Genomic DNA, 14,738 nt, shown 5'->3' on the forward strand with positions numbered 1-14,738 from the left:
GAGCCCAGAGACCTGGTTCCGGCGCCGCTTCCAGACGTCTCTGGTATCCCGCCGGGTGGCTACCGCCACCCTTTCGCGGGCGGGGCCCGCTCGCACAAGTGGCGACGCCCCCAGAGGTGGAACGCCAAAAAAAAGCCCCGGCTCTTTCGAGCCGGGGCTTTTTATTTGGCGTCCCCTAGGGGAGTCGAACCCCTGTTACCGCCGTGAAAGGGCGGTGTCCTAGGCCACTAGACGAAGGGGACGTGTTTGGTGGAGCCAGGCGGGATCGAACCGCCGACCTCTACAATGCCATTGTAGCGCTCTCCCAGCTGAGCTATGGCCCCAAAAGCTGTCCCACCGGGCTGCGCCCTGTGTGGAGCCGCGTATTTTACGCAGCGGCCTTACCCTGTCAAGCATCCACCCCGGGTTTTTGACAGTTGGAAGTCCGTTTGTACAAGCCTTGTTCAATTCGCCGGAACAATGGCCGCCCACTCCTTCTCCAGCTTCTTGGTTTGCTTCTTGGAAACGCCGCCGAGCACGTCAATGGCATGACGCAGACGGGCGCGGCTGATGTCCGGGCCCAGCAGTTCCATACTGTCGACCACGGAAAAACTGGCGCTGGTGCCGGCGATCGCCACGAACACCGGAAACAGGAAATCCTTGATCTTGATCTCCAGGGCGTCGGCCAGCTGTTTGGCGTCCGCGAACAGGCCGTCGCGCTGCCAGTCCCGGCGCGCCTCACAGCTCCACAGGTAGAACTGCAGCCAGACTTTCATTGCCTCCGCGTCGTGCTTGGGGTGCTGGAAGTCGGCTTCCTCCACGGCCACCATGCCGGAGAAACAGAAGCCCGCCTTGTCCACCACCTCGCCGAAGGTTTCCACGCGCTGCTTCACATGGGGCAGCACGCGCATGGCGTAATCGCGGTTGAAGGCCCAGTCGCGCAACTGGTCGAGGAACTGCTCGTCGGACAAGTCATGCAGCCACTGGCCGTTGAGCCAGCTCAGCTTTTCCACGTCGAACACCGGACCACCCAGGGACACGCGCTGGATATCGAACGCCGCCTGCATGTCTTCCAGGGTGAAACGCTCGCGCTCGTCGGGCATCGACCAGCCCATGCGGCCGAGGTAATTGACCACCGCCTCCGGCAGATAGCCCATGCGGCGGTAGAAATTGATGCTCACCGGGTTCTTGCGCTTGCTGAGCTTGGACTTGTCCGGGTTGCGCAGCAGCGGCATGTGGCACAGCACCGGCATGTCCCAGCCGAAGTACTGGTACAGCAGCTTGTGCTTGGGGGCCGAATTCAGCCATTCCTCACCGCGGATCACATGGGTGATTTCCATCAGGTGATCGTCCACCACATTGGCCAGGTGGTAGGTGGGCATGCCGTCGGACTTGAGCAGGATCTGCGCGTCCACCAGGGACCAGTCCAGCTCCACGGTGCCGCGCAGCATGTCGTCGATTTCACAGCGGCCGGACTCCGGCACCCGCATGCGGATCACATAGGGGTCGCCGGCGTCCTCGCGGCGTTGCTGCTCATCGGCGGGCAGTTCCAGATCGGCCGGCTTCAGGGCCCGGTTTTCGCCCCGCTCTTTCAGGTCGGCGCGCAGCTGGTCCAGCTCTTCGGCGCTGCGGAAACATTTGAAGGCATGGCCGTCGGCGATCAGACGCTCCGCATAGCGCCGGTAATCACCGGCCCGCTCGCTTTGCCGGTAAGGCGCATGGGGGCCGCCCACGTCCGGGCCCTCGTCCCAGTCCAGGCCCAGCCAGCGCAGCGATTCCAGGATCGCCTGCTCCGAGGCATCACTGGAGCGGGTCTGATCGGTGTCTTCGATACGGAGAATGAACTGGCCGCCGTGCTGGCGGGCAAAACAACGATTGAAAAGCGCGATATAAGCGGTCCCCACATGGGGGTCGCCGGTGGGCGAAGGTGCCACTCGGGTACGAACGGTCATGCTGACTCCGTGGCCGGAATAAAGGGGCGCATTATAGGCTAATGCGCCCCTGTTATCAGCATAACGGCGAGGTCATGCTTTCCGGTCAGCGCCGTCCGGCAATCAGACTGATGATCCAGATCACCAGGAATACAACGAACAGAATCTTGGCAATGCCCGCGGCGGTGCCGGCAATACCACTAAACCCCAGAACCGCGGCAATGATCGCGATGACAAGAAATAAAAGGCTCCAGCTCAGCATAATTTTCTCCCTGTTTTGCGTTATCGCACCGTCATCAAAGCCAAACGACGCCACTTTCACAAGGCGCTTTTACAGGAATATACCTTTGCCCGGATTTGCATGAACGGGGGTTTCCCGTGGCGGCGGCGGCCGTGCGATAATAACGCCATGTCCTCACTCAACACCCCGATCCCCGGCCCTGCCCCGCTCAGCCGGCGCTTTTCCATCGCGCCCATGATGGCGTATACAACGCGCGACTTTCGTTATCTGGCCCGGTTAATTACCCGCCGCACGCTGCTCTACACCGAAATGGTGGTGGCGCCGGCGGTGATCCACGGCGACCGGGACCGGCTGCTCGGTTTCGACGCCGCCGAGCACCCGCTGGCGGTACAGCTGGGCGGCAGCGACCCGGACCAGCTGGCGGAAGCGGCGCGCATCTGCGCGGACTACGGCTACGACGAGATCAACCTCAACGTGGGCTGTCCCTCGGACCGGGTGCAGCAGGGCAAGATCGGCGCGGTGCTGATGGCGGAACCGGAGCTGGTGGCGCGCTGCGTGGAAGCGATGGCGAACGTCACGGACGTGCCGGTGACGGTGAAAACCCGCATCGGCATCGACGATCAGGACGACTTCCCGTTCCTGCAGCGCTTCGTCCGCCATATGGATGAGGCCGGCTGCCGCAGCCTGACCATTCACGCCCGCAAGGCGATCCTGGACGGCCTGTCGCCGAAGGAAAACCGGGATATCCCGCCGCTGATCTACGAGCGCGCCTACGCCGTCAAACAAGCCTTCCCGCACATGGAGATCATCCTCAACGGCGGGCTGCGCGACGTGCCGGGCATGCTCGCCCATCTGGGCCAGGTGGACGGCCTGATGGTGGGCCGGGAAGCCTACATGAACCCCTGGTTTCTGGCCGACGTGGACCGGCAGGTGTTCGGCGAGAACACCCCACCGCCGGACCGGCTGGCGGTGGCCGAGGCGTTCATTCCCTATCTGGAGCGGCGCTACGCCGACGGCGTGCACCCCAAGCATGTGCTGCGCCACGCGCTCAATCTGTTCCAGGCGATGCCGGGCGCCCGCGCCTACCGCCGGCACCTGAGCCAGCACGCGCACAAGAACGACGCCACGCCGGAGGTCTACCAAGAGGCTCTGGCCCTTTTGACCCGGCACACGGTTGGCTATGCTGGGGCCACTACACAGGGAGGTCAGCCATGATCAGCAAACGCCAACAACTCGAACAATGGACCACCGTGGTCGCCGACACCGGCGATCTGGAACGCATCGCTGAGCTGCGGCCCCACGATGCCACCACCAACCCGTCCCTGCTGCTGGCCGCCGCACGGGACGAACGCTACCGGCACCTGCTCGACCAGGCCCGCGAGCTGGCGCGGGAACTGGGCCACGAAGGCGACCTGACCTGGTGCACCGACGCCTTCGCCTGCGTGGCCGGCCAGGCGGTGCTGAGCCATATCCCGGGCCTGGTGTCCACCGAGGTGGACGCGCGGCTGTCGTTCGACACCGCCGCCACGGTCGCCAAGGCACGCCGCCTGATGGCGCTGTACCGGGAACTGGAGGTGCCGGCGGAACGCGTTCTGATCAAGACCGCGGCCACCTGGGAGGGCATCCAGGCGGCGCGCATCCTTGAGGAAGAAGGCGTGCGCTGCAACCTCACCCTGGTGTTCAGTGCCGAGCAGGCGCTGGCCGCAGCCGAAGCCGGCGCCACGCTGATCTCGCCGTTCGTGGGCCGGATTCAGGACTGGCACGTCAAACGCGGGCTGGAAATCACCGATATCAATCAGGATCCGGGCGTGCAGTCGGTGCGCGAGATTTTCCATCTGCTCAAGGGGCGCGGGCTGGACACCATCGTGATGGGCGCCAGCTTCCGCAACGCCGCTCAGATCGAGGCGCTGGCCGGCTGCGACCGGCTCACCATCAGCCCGGCGTTGCTGGGCGAGCTGGCCGAAGACGACGGCGCCCTGTCGCGCTGCCTGGACCCGGACACGGTGGTCCCGGCGGAGCCGGACGGCGCGCTTCCCGCCCGGGCACTGAACGAAGCCCGTTTCCGCTGGTCATTGAATGACAACCCCATGGCCTGCGATCTGCTCAGCGACGGCATTCGCCGTTTTGCCGCCGATCAACGCGCCCTGGAATCATTACTGACCGCGGAGGACATCGCAGCGTGAAATGGCTTGCCCGTTTGTTTGAATCCGACTCACCCGCCCAGACCCGCGAAGAAAGCGATCACGACCTGCACCGCGCCGCCGCCGCGCTGCTCATGGAAGTGGCGCGCACCGACGGCGAAGTGGATCAGCGCGAGCAGCGCCTGCTGGTCAAGGCGGTGCGCGAGCGCTGGCATCTGGAAGCGGAAGAGATGGAGGAAATCGTCGCCGAGCTGGATCAAAGACTGGAAAACGCCACCGACCTGTTCGAGTTCACCATCCCTCTGCGGCAACGCTGGGATCCGGAAACGCGGGTACAGCTGATTTACGATATGTGGGCGATCGCCGCCGCCGACGGCGACGCCGACAGCCACGAAGAGCAGCTGATCCGGCGGGTGTCGGAGCTGTTGTACGTGTCCCACGGCGACTTTATCCGCGCCAAACTGGCCGCCCTGGGAGAATAGCGCCGGGCCCGCGCCCGGCTACCCCGCGCTTTACCAGCCGTCGTCGCTTTCCAGCTCCGGGTCTTCGTCGGGCAGGGCCGGCTCTTCGTCTTTGCCTTCCTGCATCAGACGGCGCTGCAGATAGGCGTTACGGATGAAGGTATAGCGGTCGCCGACGATATTGCGCTCCAGGTCCAGCAGATCGGCCCGCAGATCGACGCCGTACAAAGCCGCCAGCGAGTAGCGCGCCAGATCGTCCTCCAGATAGCTCACCGGCCACAAATAGCTGCTTGGATAGATGGTGGTGGCGTCACGCACCGACGACGGCCCCAGAATCGGCACCACCAGATAGGGCCCGCGGGGCACGCCCCAGCGGCCCAGGGTCACGTCCAGGCTGGTGTCGGTGTTGCGCAGGTCCACGTCGCTGGCCACGTCGAACAGGCCGGCCACCCCCAGAGTGGTATTGATGCCGAAACGCCCCAGGCTGTTGCCGGCCTCGCCCCAGCGCCACTGGAAAATATAGTTGAGGCCGTCACCGATATCGCCCAGATTGCTGAAGAAACGGGTCACGGTGTTATCGAGCCACTCCGGTGTCACCCAGCGATAGCCCTTGGCGGCCGGCTTCAGCGCGTAGCGGTCGACGAATTCGTTAAAGCCGAAAATCTTGCGGTTGAAACCCTGCCAGGGATCCATCTCGGCGAAGCGACCGGCGCCGCCGGCCTGGTCGAACGGCGTCGAGGCGCTGCCCCAGTCGTCGCCGGACTGGATCGCGGCTTCGCGGGTCTCGCCGGCGGTTTCCGGTACCGGCTGGGCGAATACCGGTTGGGATAAGGCAATCAATGGCGCCGACACAAGCGCCGCAATCCATATGCGCACAGTAGCTCCCTAATCAGTGATGGCCCGCGCATTATAGCGGTGCCTGCCAGGCAAAGAGCAACCTTGCCGCTCTCAGGCCGGGGTGGGTTGCAGGCGGGCGCCCAGAATCAGTTCGCGGTCGCGAAGCCGCTGCAGCAGATCCGCGCCGAAGCTCAACAGCGCGGCGCGGTCCTGGAAACCCATTTCATCGCCCAGCGTTTGCAGCAGTTGTTCGCCGCTGCTGAGCGGCTGCTCCTGCATCAATGCCAGCAGCCGCGCGGTGACCGCGTTGATTTCCATGAACGCCACCCGGTCCTCCGCATTGCGGTACACCAGCAGCCACACCGGCTGCTCCGGCGGCGTCTCCGGGCGGTGCTCCGGGCCGATTTGATGCACCGGCCAACGGTAGTTGAGCACGCAATGCAGCGGGTTCAGATAGGGCACCCCCCGCAGCAGATCACCGCCGGGCTGCACACCCTGCTCCGGCACCGTGTCGGTGGCGGTGTCCAGCACCAGCTCAATCCACTCGTAGTGCGCCAGCTCGGCGAGAAAAGGCGGATCGCCCTCCCCCGGTTGATAGGTCTCGGCAAGAAAGGTAACGAACTCTTCCGGAATTTCCAGAAAGTACGGCGACGTGCAGGCGTGCTGATCAAAGAAGCCGCGCACCAGACGCCGCCAGCCGGCGTCGTCGTAGAGGCTGCGCAGAACCGGAACGCCCTTTTCCAGAAACCCGTTGAGATTGTTGAAGAACAACTGGCGGTAGACCGCCAGACGCCGCTCCTCGATGCCGGACGGCGCCGGGTGGCGTTGCGGATTGCGCAGGTGCGCCGCGAACGAACGCTGCAGGCGCTGGAATTCCGGCTCGCTCATCAGGCCCTCCGGCTGATCGCGGCGCGGCGCTGCTGGGCGTCGCCGATGCGATCCAGCTCGCGGTTCAGTTCCTCCACCGGCGGGAAATTGAAGTCCCGCTCCAACAGCGTGGGCAACACGCCGAACTGGTCGTAGGCGACGTCCAGCAACCGCCACACCGGGTCGATCACTTCGCTGCCGTGGGTGTCCACCTTGAGGTCCTCGGCTTCGTCGAAATGGCCGGCGATGTGCACATAGAAAATACGCTCGCCGGGCAGGCCGCGAATAAAGTCGGCGGCGTCGTAGCCGTGGTTGATACCGTTGACGTAGGCGTTGTTCACGTCCAGCAACAGGCCGCAATCCGCCTCTTCCAGTACCGCGTTGACGAATTCCAGCTCGCCCAGCGGGCGGCTTTCGGTCACCTCCGGCGTGGCGTAATAGCTGACGTGTTCAATACCGATACGCTGGCCGAGAAAATCCTGCACCCGGCGGATGCGGTCCGCCACATAGTGCACCGCTTCCTCGGTGAACGGGATCGGCATCAAGTCGTAAAGATGGCCGTGATCGCTGCAGTAGCTGAGGTGCTCCGTGTAGCAGCGGATCCGGTGCTCGCCGAGAAACTGTTTGATGTTCCCCAGCAATTCGAAATCAAGAGGTTCCGGTCCGCCCAGGGACAGGCTGAGACCGTGGCTGACAAAGGGGTACCGCTCGGTGAAACCACGAAACTCACGGGCCAGCTTGCCGCCCATGGGGATCCAGTTTTCCGGCGCCACTTCGAGAAAATCCACCGGTATGGTGCCCGGTTGGGACAGCGGGCCCATCAGGGCCCGCCGCAACCCCAGACCGGTACCGGTCACGGGGAAAGTCGTCATAGATTACGACTCCTGGGTTCAGGCGGCGCCACCGCAGCTGCCTTCACTCTTTTTGTCGCCGCCGCAGCTGCCTTCGCCTTTCTTGTCGCCGCACTTGCCTTCACCACACTTGCCTTCTCCGTCCTTGGCGTGGTCACCGGCCAGTTGGTAACCGCTTTGCAGATCGGTGGCACCGAACGGATTCTCGGCCGCGTGCGCCGGAATGGACATTGCGGAAGCCACGAAGGCGGCGCCGAGGGTGGCGGCCAGGGGATTCATTTTGCTCAGTTTAGCCATGATCGTTCTCCAATATGGATCGTGTAATTCTGTATGTGAAACCGACAGAAAAGCGTCCTTTCCGTGGCTTCGACACTATATGGATGCACGAATCAAGTAAACGTTACGTGTAGGCCGCAAAACAAACAAAAACGGCCGCGGAGTTTACCCCGCGGCCGCCGTGACGCTGGCGTGAAACCGGCGCGCTCAGCGCACCCGGTTCACGATCACGCTGCCGATCGAATAGCCGGCGCCGAAGGAGCAGATCACCCCTTTGGTGCCCGCCGGCAAATCACTGTTGTGCTTGTGGAAAGCGATGATCGAACCGGCGGAGCTGGTGTTGGCGTAATCGTCCAGGATCACCGGCGCCTCGTCGCGGCTGGGGTCGCGGCCCAGCACCCGGCGGGCGATGAATTCGTTCATGTTCAGGTTGGCCTGGTGCAGCCACATGCGGCGCACGTCTTCCACCGGCACGGACAAATCGGCCAGATGGCCGGTGATCTGCTCCGCCACCATCGGGCACACTTCCTTGAACACCTTGCGGCCTTCCTGACGGAACAGCTTGTCGCGGCTGCCCACACCGGAGGGGTCGGCGCGGTTGAGGAAGCCGAAGTTATTGCGGATGTTGTTGGAGAAACGGGTCTGCAGGCGGGTGCCCAGCACCTCCCACTGATTGTCACTGGTGGCGTCCTCGGCCCGCTCCAGGATCACCGCGGTGCTCACGTCACCGAAAATGAAGTGGCAGTCCCGGTCTTCCCAGGCCAGGTGCCCGGAACAGATTTCCGGATTGACCATCAGCACGCGGCGCGCGGAACCGTTGCGAATGGCGTCGACGCCGGTCTGGATGCCGAAGGTGGCGCTGGAACAGGCCACGTTCATGTCGTAGCCCCAGCCGTGCTCCATGCCCAGCGCCTGCTGCACTTCCACCGCCATGGCCGGGTAGGCGCGCTGCATGTTGGAACAGGCCACCAGCACCGCGTCCAGGTCGTCCGGCTTAAGGCCGGCGTTGTCGAGCGCCCGGCGGGCGGCCAGCACGGCGATTTCCGCCTGCACCGACAGCTCGTCGTCGCTTCGCTCGGGAATATTCGGCGCCAGCCGGTCCGGGTCGAGAATGCCTTCCTTGTCCAGCACGTAACGCTGCTTGATGCCGGAGGCTTTCTCGATAAACGCGGAGTTGGAACCGGTCAGCGGCTCCATCTCGCCCGCTTCGATGGCGTCGGCATGGCGTTCGTTGTGGCGGGCCACGTATTCGTTGAAGGAGGCCACCAACTCTTCATTGGTGATGGATTGTTCGGGGGTCCAGAGTCCGGTACCGCTGATAACGACGGAATGGGTCACAAGCCTGTCCTCGCGCAAAAAGGGCACTCCGGGGAGCGCCGCGACAGTCGGGAACCTCGGGGCGGGTTCCATAAATGGGTCAATTATCCGGATATGACCGGGCCGGCGCAAAGCCGGAATGGTATTTCGCCGTCTCGTCGGCTCTTGACGCCGGCTCAGGCCGGTTTCAGCAGGCCTCCCACTGGCGGTTGAGGCGCTTGGCGGAGACCGGCACCCGGGTCCCCAGCGGCTGCGCGAACAGGCTGACGCGGTATTCCTCCATCATCCAGCGGTACAGACGCAGCGCCTCGCTCTGCCGCCACGGCGGCGTGTCCTTGGCGCGCCGGTGATAGCGCTCGCGGAACTCCTCCAACTCGGCGACCACCGCCCGGTCCCGGCCGATCTGCCCGCCCAGCTTTTCAAGACGCTGCTCCACCGCCGCCAGGTAGCGCGGGTATTGATCCAGCCATTCCTTGGGCACGGTGAGCAGGAAATCATCAGTGAACAGATCGGCGAGCTGCTGTTTCAGATCGCGGTGGGCGTGCGCCCAGGCGAGCGGGAAATTCTTTTCCAGGCGTTGCATCACGCGGCGGTAGGCGGCGAACAACTCGCCCCAGGTGCGAAGAGCCTGCTCCACCGCCGACACGAACTCGCCGCGCCCCTGGTCCAACCGCTCACGGAAGGCGGCCTCGTCGCGCAGCGGCTGGTCGTGCAGATGGAAATGGGACACCGTGGCCCGCAGCAACGCCTGATCCAGGGCGCCGCGCGCCATGGCCGATTTCTCCGCTTTGAGTTTCTGAAAGCCGGGTTGCTGGCCGGCGAACCGTTTCAGCCCGCGCACCTGCTCGTTCAGTGCCAGCAGCATCAGCCGGGCACAGCCGATACCGTGCCACCAGTGCGCGTCGTCAGCGTCGGCGTAATGTTCCAGCGCCACGTCCTCGCCACGGTCGCGCAGCGCCGGGTAGCGGCGGAACACCACCCCGCCCTGCTCGCTCTCCTGGCACGCCGGTAACGTACCGAACACCCAGGTGCGCCCGCTCACCACTTCCTCGCGGGCCGGTGACGCCTCGCGCTCCCCGGCCAGGGCCTCGAAGCGCTGCTGCAGGCGCGCCAGATCACGGTCCTCGGCGAGCACTTTGCCCTGCCCGTCGGTGACCCGCACGTTCATCCGCAGGTGCCCGGGCAGCTGGTCCTCACGCCACTCTTCCTGCTCCACGCGCACGCCGGTCATGCGCTGCAGCTCGCGGGTCATGGCAGGCAGCAGCGGCTGGTCCGGGCTCAGCGATTCCTGCAGCGCGGCCACATAGTCGGGCACCGGCACGAAATGACGGCGGCGGGCCTTGGGCAGCCCGCGAATCAGGGCCTCCAGCTTTTCGCGCAACAGACCCGGCACCAGCCAAGCGAGCCGTTCCGCGTGCAGCTGCTGCAGCGCGCCGGCGGGTACGATTACCGTGACGCCGTCGCGGTCGCCGGTGGGGTCGAAGCTGTATTCCAGCGGCAGCCGCATGCCGTCCCATTCCAGCTCATCGGGGAAGGCGCCACCCTGCAGGTCCGGGCTGTGGGACAGCAGAAACTCATCGTCCATGAACAGCGCCTGGCGCTCATGCTCGTCGGCCTGCTTTTTGTACCAGGTTTCCAGATGCGCCAGGGTGTACAGCCCGGACGGCAGGCGCTGGTCGTAGAACAGAAACCGGGTCTCCTCGTCCACCAGAATGTCGCGCCGGCGCAGCTTGTGCTCCATCTCTTCCAGGCGCTGCAGCCGCTCCCGGTTGGCGGCGACGAATTCCGGTTCACGGGTCAGCTCGCCGGCCACCAGGCCCTCACGGATCATCAGTTCGCGGGCCAGCTCCGGTTCCAGCGGGCCGTAGTGCATGCGCCGCCCGGAGGCGAGAATCAGCCCGAACAGATTGATCTGTTCCTTGGCCATCACACAGCCGCGTTTTTTCGACCAGTGCGGCTCGAAATACTGGCGCTTGATCAGGTGCGCCGCTTCCGCTTCCACCCATTGCGGTTCAATCCGCGCCACGCAGCGCGCGAACAGGCGGCTGGTCTCCACCTGCTCGGCGGCCACCAGCCAACGCAGCTTCGCTTTCTTGTCGCCGCCTTTACTGAGCGACGAGCCCGGCCAAAGCAGCGGCTTGCGGTTGCGGGTGGAAAGCCACTCACCGTCTTCGTTGCGGGTCATGACATTACCCAGCAACCCGGTGAGCAGCGCCCGGTGCAGGCTTTCGTAGTCCGCCGCTTCGTCATTGAGCGACCAGCCTTCTTCCCGGGCCAGCAACAGTAATTGCCGGTGGGTGTCCCGCCATTCGCGCATCCGCGACGGCGCCAGAAAATGCTTTTTCAGCTGCTTTTCATAGGGGTTGCGACCCAGGTCGCCGCGCTGTTGCTCGGCCCACTGCCAGAGATTCCAGAAAAACAGAAAATCCGATTCCTTGTTCTCGAAAGGCTGATGGGCCTGGTCGGCCTGCTGTTGTTTATCGCGGGGCCGTTCGCGCGGGTCCTGCACCGCCAGGGCGGCGACGATCACCAGCACTTCGCGCAGCACTTTTTTCTCGGCGCCGGCCACCACCATCCGCGCCAGGGTGGGATCCAACGGGAAACGCGCCAATTGACGGCCGAGCGTGGTGACCCGGCGCTGCTTGTCGAGCGCGCCGAGCTCTTCCAGCAGGCGATAGCCGTCCCGTATCAGGCGACCGTCCGGCGGTTCGATAAAGGGGAAGTCCTCCACCGCGCCCAGCTTCAGGTCGGCCATGCGCAGAATCACCGCGCCCAGATTGGTGCGCTGGATTTCCGGATCGGTGAACGCCGGCCGGTTATTGAAGTCGTCTTCGTCGTAGAGCCGATAGGCGACGCCGGGCATGATGCGGCCGCTGCGGCCGGCGCGCTGGTCGGCGCTGGCGCGGGCGATCGGCTCCACCGGCAAACGCTGCACCTTGGAGTGCACGCTGTAGCGGCTGATGCGGGCGGTACCGGCGTCGATCACATAGCGGATGCCCGGCACCGTCAGCGAGGTTTCCGCCACGTTGGTGCTCAACACCACGCGCCGCCCCCGGTGGCTGGAAAACACCCGCTGCTGCTCCGCGGCACTGAGGCGGGCGTACAGCGGCAGCAATTCGGTATCGCGGAAATCGCAGCGTTTCAAATGATGATGCACGTCGCGGATGTCGCGCTCGCCGCTCAGGAACACCAGCACATCACGGGCGGTTGGCGGCCCGTCGCGGCGCTCCTGCTGATCGATTTCGCGCAACACCTCCTCCACCTGCAGGCCCAGCTCGCGCTCTTCCGCCGGCGGCCGGTAGTGGATGTCCACCGGGAAGGTGCGCCCGGACACCTCGAACACCGGCGCGCCGTTGAAATGCGCGGCGAAGCGTTCATGGTCGATGGTCGCCGAGGTGATGATGATCTTCAGATCGGGACGGCGCGGCAAAAGCTGCTTCAGATAGCCGAGCAGAAAATCGATGTTCAGGCTGCGCTCGTGGGCCTCGTCGATGATCAGGGTGTCGTACTGATGGAGGTAGCGGTCCTGCTGAATTTCGCTGAGCAGCATGCCGTCGGTCATCAGCTTGACCAGGGTGTCGTCACCGACTTGCTCACTGAAGCGGACCTTGTAACCCACCAGGCCGCCGACCTGGCTGTTCAGCTCCTCGGCGATGCGCGCGGTAACCGAGCGAGCGGCCAGACGGCGCGGCTGGGTGTGGCCGATATAGCCGTCCACGCCGCGCCCCAGGGACAAACAGATCTTGGGCAGCTGGGTGGTCTTGCCGGAGCCGGTTTCGCCGGCCACCACCACCACCTGGTGCTTCTCGATGGCGGCGGCCAGTTCCTCGCGGTGGTGCACCACCGGCAGGTCCGGCCAGCGCAGCGGCGCCGCCGCCAGGCCGGCACGCCGGGCGCGGGCCGCCACCGAGGCGTCGATGGCGGCGCTCACCTTGGGCAGCGCGTTGGCGTTGAACTTGCGCGCCAGCCCGTCGAGCCGCTTTTTAAGCCGCCGCCGGTCGGCGGCCCGAACATTTTCCAGCCGCCGATACAATTCATCCAGTTGCGGGTTCGTCATACCTTACTTTCGGTACCCAGCAGCCAGGCCCGGCCTTTGGCGCTCAAGCCGTCTCCGTCCAGCGTCAGATAGGCGGTGTCCGCTTCCGAGGCCGCCAGCGTCACGGTGAAGCGCATCAGTTCATCGCGGCGGAAGGCGTGCACGTCGACACGCTCGCCCTCCTGGTAGCCGGCCAGCAGCGTGTCCAGATTGCCGGCGCTGGCTTTCAGGCCGTCCACCGCCACCACCACGTCGCCGGCGGCGAGCCCGGCCTCCATGGCGGCGCCCTGCTCGTAGGCCACCTGCAGGCGAGCGCCCTGGGGGTCCGAGGCGAAGCGCGCGCCCAGATGCACCGGCGGCCGGCTTTTGCCGGGCTTGCCGCCGTTGTCGCTGTGCCCGTCCGCCGGGCGCCAGTTCACGGTGACACCGCGTTCGGCGAGCAGCGCCTCCAGCGGCAGGTCCTCGGTGCGGTAGAGCGCCTGGTTGAAGAAGTCGCTGAGGTCACCGCCGGCCACCTCCTCGGCCAGGGCCTGTACGCCCTGCTCCGGCACACCGACGCCGGTCTGCCCGTGGCGCTGCCACAGCAGGCGCATCAGGTCGTCCAGGCTGCGCGCGTCGTTGGTCCGTTCACGCAGGGTCAGATCCAACGCCAGCGCCACCAGGGAACCCTTGGCGTAGTAGCTGACGATGGCGTTGGGGGCGTTTTCATCCTGCTTATAGAAGCGCGTCCAGGCGTCGAAGCTGGACTCGGTGACGGTCTGCTTGAAACGGCCCCGGCCCCGGTAGACCCGGGTCAGGGTCTGGCCCAGCAGTTCCAGATAGCTCTCCGGCGTAATCAGCCCGGTGCGCGCCAGGGAAAGATCGTCGTAATAACTGGTGATGCCCTCGAAGGCCCACAGCAGTTCGGTGTGCACTTCCCGGCTCAGGTCGAAGGGCGTGAACGCCTCTGGCTTGATGCGCTTCACGTTCCAGGTGTGGAAGTACTCGTGGCTGCATAACCCGAGGTAGCTGCGGTAGCCGTCGCGCACCTGGTCGACGCCGTCGGTGAGCAGCGGCAGGTCGGTGCGCGGGCTCATCAGGCTGGTGGAGTTGCGGTGCTCCAGCCCGCCGTAGCCGTCGGTGACCAGGGTCATGAACAGGTAGCGGTCCATCGGCGCCGGCTCGCCGAACAGCTTGATGTGGTGCTCGCAGATCGGTTTCAGGTCGCGGCACAGCCGCGCCATGTCGGCCCGGTGGCGGCCGCTGAGCACCACGTCGTGGGGCACGCCGCAGGCTTCGAAGCGGGCATGGTCGAAATGGCCCATCTCCACCGGATGATCGATCAGGGCGTCGTAATTGTCGGCCCGGAAACGGCCGAAACCCAGCTCCGGGCCGCTGACCCGGTCGAGCCCGGTGGCCAGTTTCCAGGTGGCGTAGGCGGCGCCGTCCGGGGCTTCGATGTCCACCTCGCAGGGCTGGTCCTCGAACCCCATGGCGGCGAGAAACAGGCAGCTGCCGTTAAAATAGCCGTGGGTGGTGTCCAGGTGGGCGCCGCGCACCGACAGGTCCCAGGCGTACACCTGATAGCACACGGTGACCGGTCCGGTGACCGGCGCCAGTTGCCAGGTCTGCTTATCCAGCTTGGCCACATCGATGGGCTCGCCGTCGGCCGAGGCTTCCAGCGCTACAATATGACGGGCGAAATCACGGATCATGTAGCTGCCGGGGATCCAGGCGGGCAGGGTCAGCCCCTGCCCTTCCGGCGTCGGCCGGTCGATGGTGAGAGTGACCTGGAACAGATGCGCCTGCGGGCGCAACGGAC

12 protein-coding genes and 2 tRNA genes are annotated in these 14,738 nt (G+C 65.1%); 3 read left to right on the forward strand and 11 right to left on the reverse strand.

Going from position 1 to position 14,738, the window contains the following annotated elements; all coding sequences use genetic code 11:
- Positions 1–166: 166 nt before the first annotated feature.
- From ACEQZD_RS13115 to ACEQZD_RS13130, 4 genes are all read right to left on the reverse strand, one after another.
- Positions 167–242: transfer RNA gene (locus ACEQZD_RS13115), tRNA-Glu, on the reverse strand.
- 5 nt (positions 243–247) lie between these two features.
- Positions 248–323: transfer RNA gene (locus ACEQZD_RS13120), tRNA-Ala, on the reverse strand.
- Positions 324–443: 120 nt separating this feature from the next.
- Positions 444–1,931 carry a glutamate--tRNA ligase gene (gene gltX / locus ACEQZD_RS13125; RefSeq protein WP_335628446.1) on the reverse strand — a complete coding sequence of 496 codons (1,488 nt, stop codon included), beginning with the start codon at positions 1,929–1,931 and terminating at the stop codon, positions 444–446.
- Between the two features lie 85 nt (positions 1,932–2,016).
- Positions 2,017–2,172 carry a DUF1328 domain-containing protein gene (locus ACEQZD_RS13130; protein WP_067607129.1) on the reverse strand — a complete coding sequence of 52 codons (156 nt, stop codon included), beginning with the start codon at positions 2,170–2,172 and terminating at the stop codon, positions 2,017–2,019.
- Positions 2,173–2,319: 147 nt separating this feature from the next.
- Between ACEQZD_RS13130 and dusA the strand changes: the two genes are divergently transcribed.
- Genes dusA through ACEQZD_RS13145 form a run of 3 tightly spaced genes read left to right on the forward strand, consistent with a single transcriptional unit; the run spans position 2,320 to position 4,774 of the window.
- Entirely contained in the window at positions 2,320–3,366 is a 1,047-nt protein-coding gene (gene dusA / locus ACEQZD_RS13135) for a tRNA dihydrouridine(20/20a) synthase DusA (RefSeq protein WP_370186027.1), read from the forward strand.
- Entirely contained in the window at positions 3,363–4,334 is a 972-nt protein-coding gene (locus ACEQZD_RS13140; protein WP_370186029.1) for a transaldolase family protein, read from the forward strand. The genes dusA and ACEQZD_RS13140 overlap by 4 nt, the downstream gene beginning before the upstream one ends.
- Positions 4,331–4,774, forward strand: a complete 444-nt coding sequence (locus ACEQZD_RS13145; RefSeq protein WP_335628449.1) for a TerB family tellurite resistance protein — start codon at positions 4,331–4,333, stop codon at positions 4,772–4,774. Before ACEQZD_RS13140 ends, ACEQZD_RS13145 begins: the two co-directional genes overlap by 4 nt.
- A gap of 30 nt (positions 4,775–4,804) precedes the next feature.
- Here the strand turns inward: ACEQZD_RS13145 and ACEQZD_RS13150 are convergent, their stop codons facing one another.
- From ACEQZD_RS13150 to ACEQZD_RS13180, 7 genes are all read right to left on the reverse strand, one after another.
- Positions 4,805–5,629, reverse strand: a complete 825-nt coding sequence (locus ACEQZD_RS13150) for a VacJ family lipoprotein (RefSeq protein ID WP_255442558.1) — start codon at positions 5,627–5,629, stop codon at positions 4,805–4,807.
- 72 nt (positions 5,630–5,701) lie between these two features.
- Positions 5,702–6,478, reverse strand: coding sequence for a DUF2063 domain-containing protein (locus ACEQZD_RS13155; RefSeq protein WP_370186031.1), 777 nt, complete (start codon positions 6,476–6,478; stop codon positions 5,702–5,704).
- Entirely contained in the window at positions 6,478–7,329 is an 852-nt protein-coding gene (locus ACEQZD_RS13160) for a DUF692 domain-containing protein (RefSeq protein ID WP_370186033.1), read from the reverse strand. Before ACEQZD_RS13160 ends, ACEQZD_RS13155 begins: the two co-directional genes overlap by 1 nt.
- An 18-nt stretch (positions 7,330–7,347) precedes the next feature.
- A complete protein-coding gene (locus ACEQZD_RS13165) occupies positions 7,348–7,605 on the reverse strand; it encodes a hypothetical protein (protein WP_142949331.1) in 258 nt (85 codons plus the stop codon).
- Between the two features lie 186 nt (positions 7,606–7,791).
- The gene (locus ACEQZD_RS13170; RefSeq protein WP_221929767.1) at positions 7,792–8,922 is read right to left on the reverse strand and encodes a beta-ketoacyl-ACP synthase III; all 1,131 of its coding nucleotides are present in this window, start codon (positions 8,920–8,922) and stop codon (positions 7,792–7,794) included.
- 166 nt (positions 8,923–9,088) lie between these two features.
- On the reverse strand, positions 9,089–12,958 hold the full coding sequence (gene hrpA / locus ACEQZD_RS13175) for an ATP-dependent RNA helicase HrpA (RefSeq protein WP_370186035.1): 3,870 nt from the start codon (positions 12,956–12,958) through the stop codon (positions 9,089–9,091).
- Positions 12,955–14,738: M61 family metallopeptidase (locus tag ACEQZD_RS13180; protein ID WP_370186037.1), on the reverse strand; the 1,784-nt coding region annotated here is incomplete at its 5' end. The genes hrpA and ACEQZD_RS13180, both read right to left, overlap by 4 nt.

It is taken from the genome of Alloalcanivorax sp. (genome assembly GCF_964221125.1).
Taxonomy (GTDB): Bacteria; Pseudomonadota; Gammaproteobacteria; order Pseudomonadales; family Alcanivoracaceae; genus Alloalcanivorax; species Alloalcanivorax venustensis.

Coding starts and splice junctions, on each gene's coding strand:
- gltX (WP_335628446.1), bottom strand. CDS start 1,931: ATGACCGTTCGTACCCGAGTGGCACCTTCGCCCACCGGCGACCCCCAT.
- ACEQZD_RS13130 (WP_067607129.1), bottom strand. CDS start 2,172: ATGCTGAGCTGGAGCCTTTTATTTCTTGTCATCGCGATCATTGCCGCG.
- dusA (WP_370186027.1), top strand. CDS start 2,320: ATGTCCTCACTCAACACCCCGATCCCCGGCCCTGCCCCGCTCAGCCGG.
- ACEQZD_RS13140 (WP_370186029.1), top strand. CDS start 3,363: ATGATCAGCAAACGCCAACAACTCGAACAATGGACCACCGTGGTCGCC.
- ACEQZD_RS13155 (WP_370186031.1), bottom strand. CDS start 6,478: ATGAGCGAGCCGGAATTCCAGCGCCTGCAGCGTTCGTTCGCGGCGCAC.
- ACEQZD_RS13160 (WP_370186033.1), bottom strand. CDS start 7,329: ATGACGACTTTCCCCGTGACCGGTACCGGTCTGGGGTTGCGGCGGGCC.
- ACEQZD_RS13165 (WP_142949331.1), bottom strand. CDS start 7,605: ATGGCTAAACTGAGCAAAATGAATCCCCTGGCCGCCACCCTCGGCGCC.
- hrpA (WP_370186035.1), bottom strand. CDS start 12,958: ATGACGAACCCGCAACTGGATGAATTGTATCGGCGGCTGGAAAATGTT.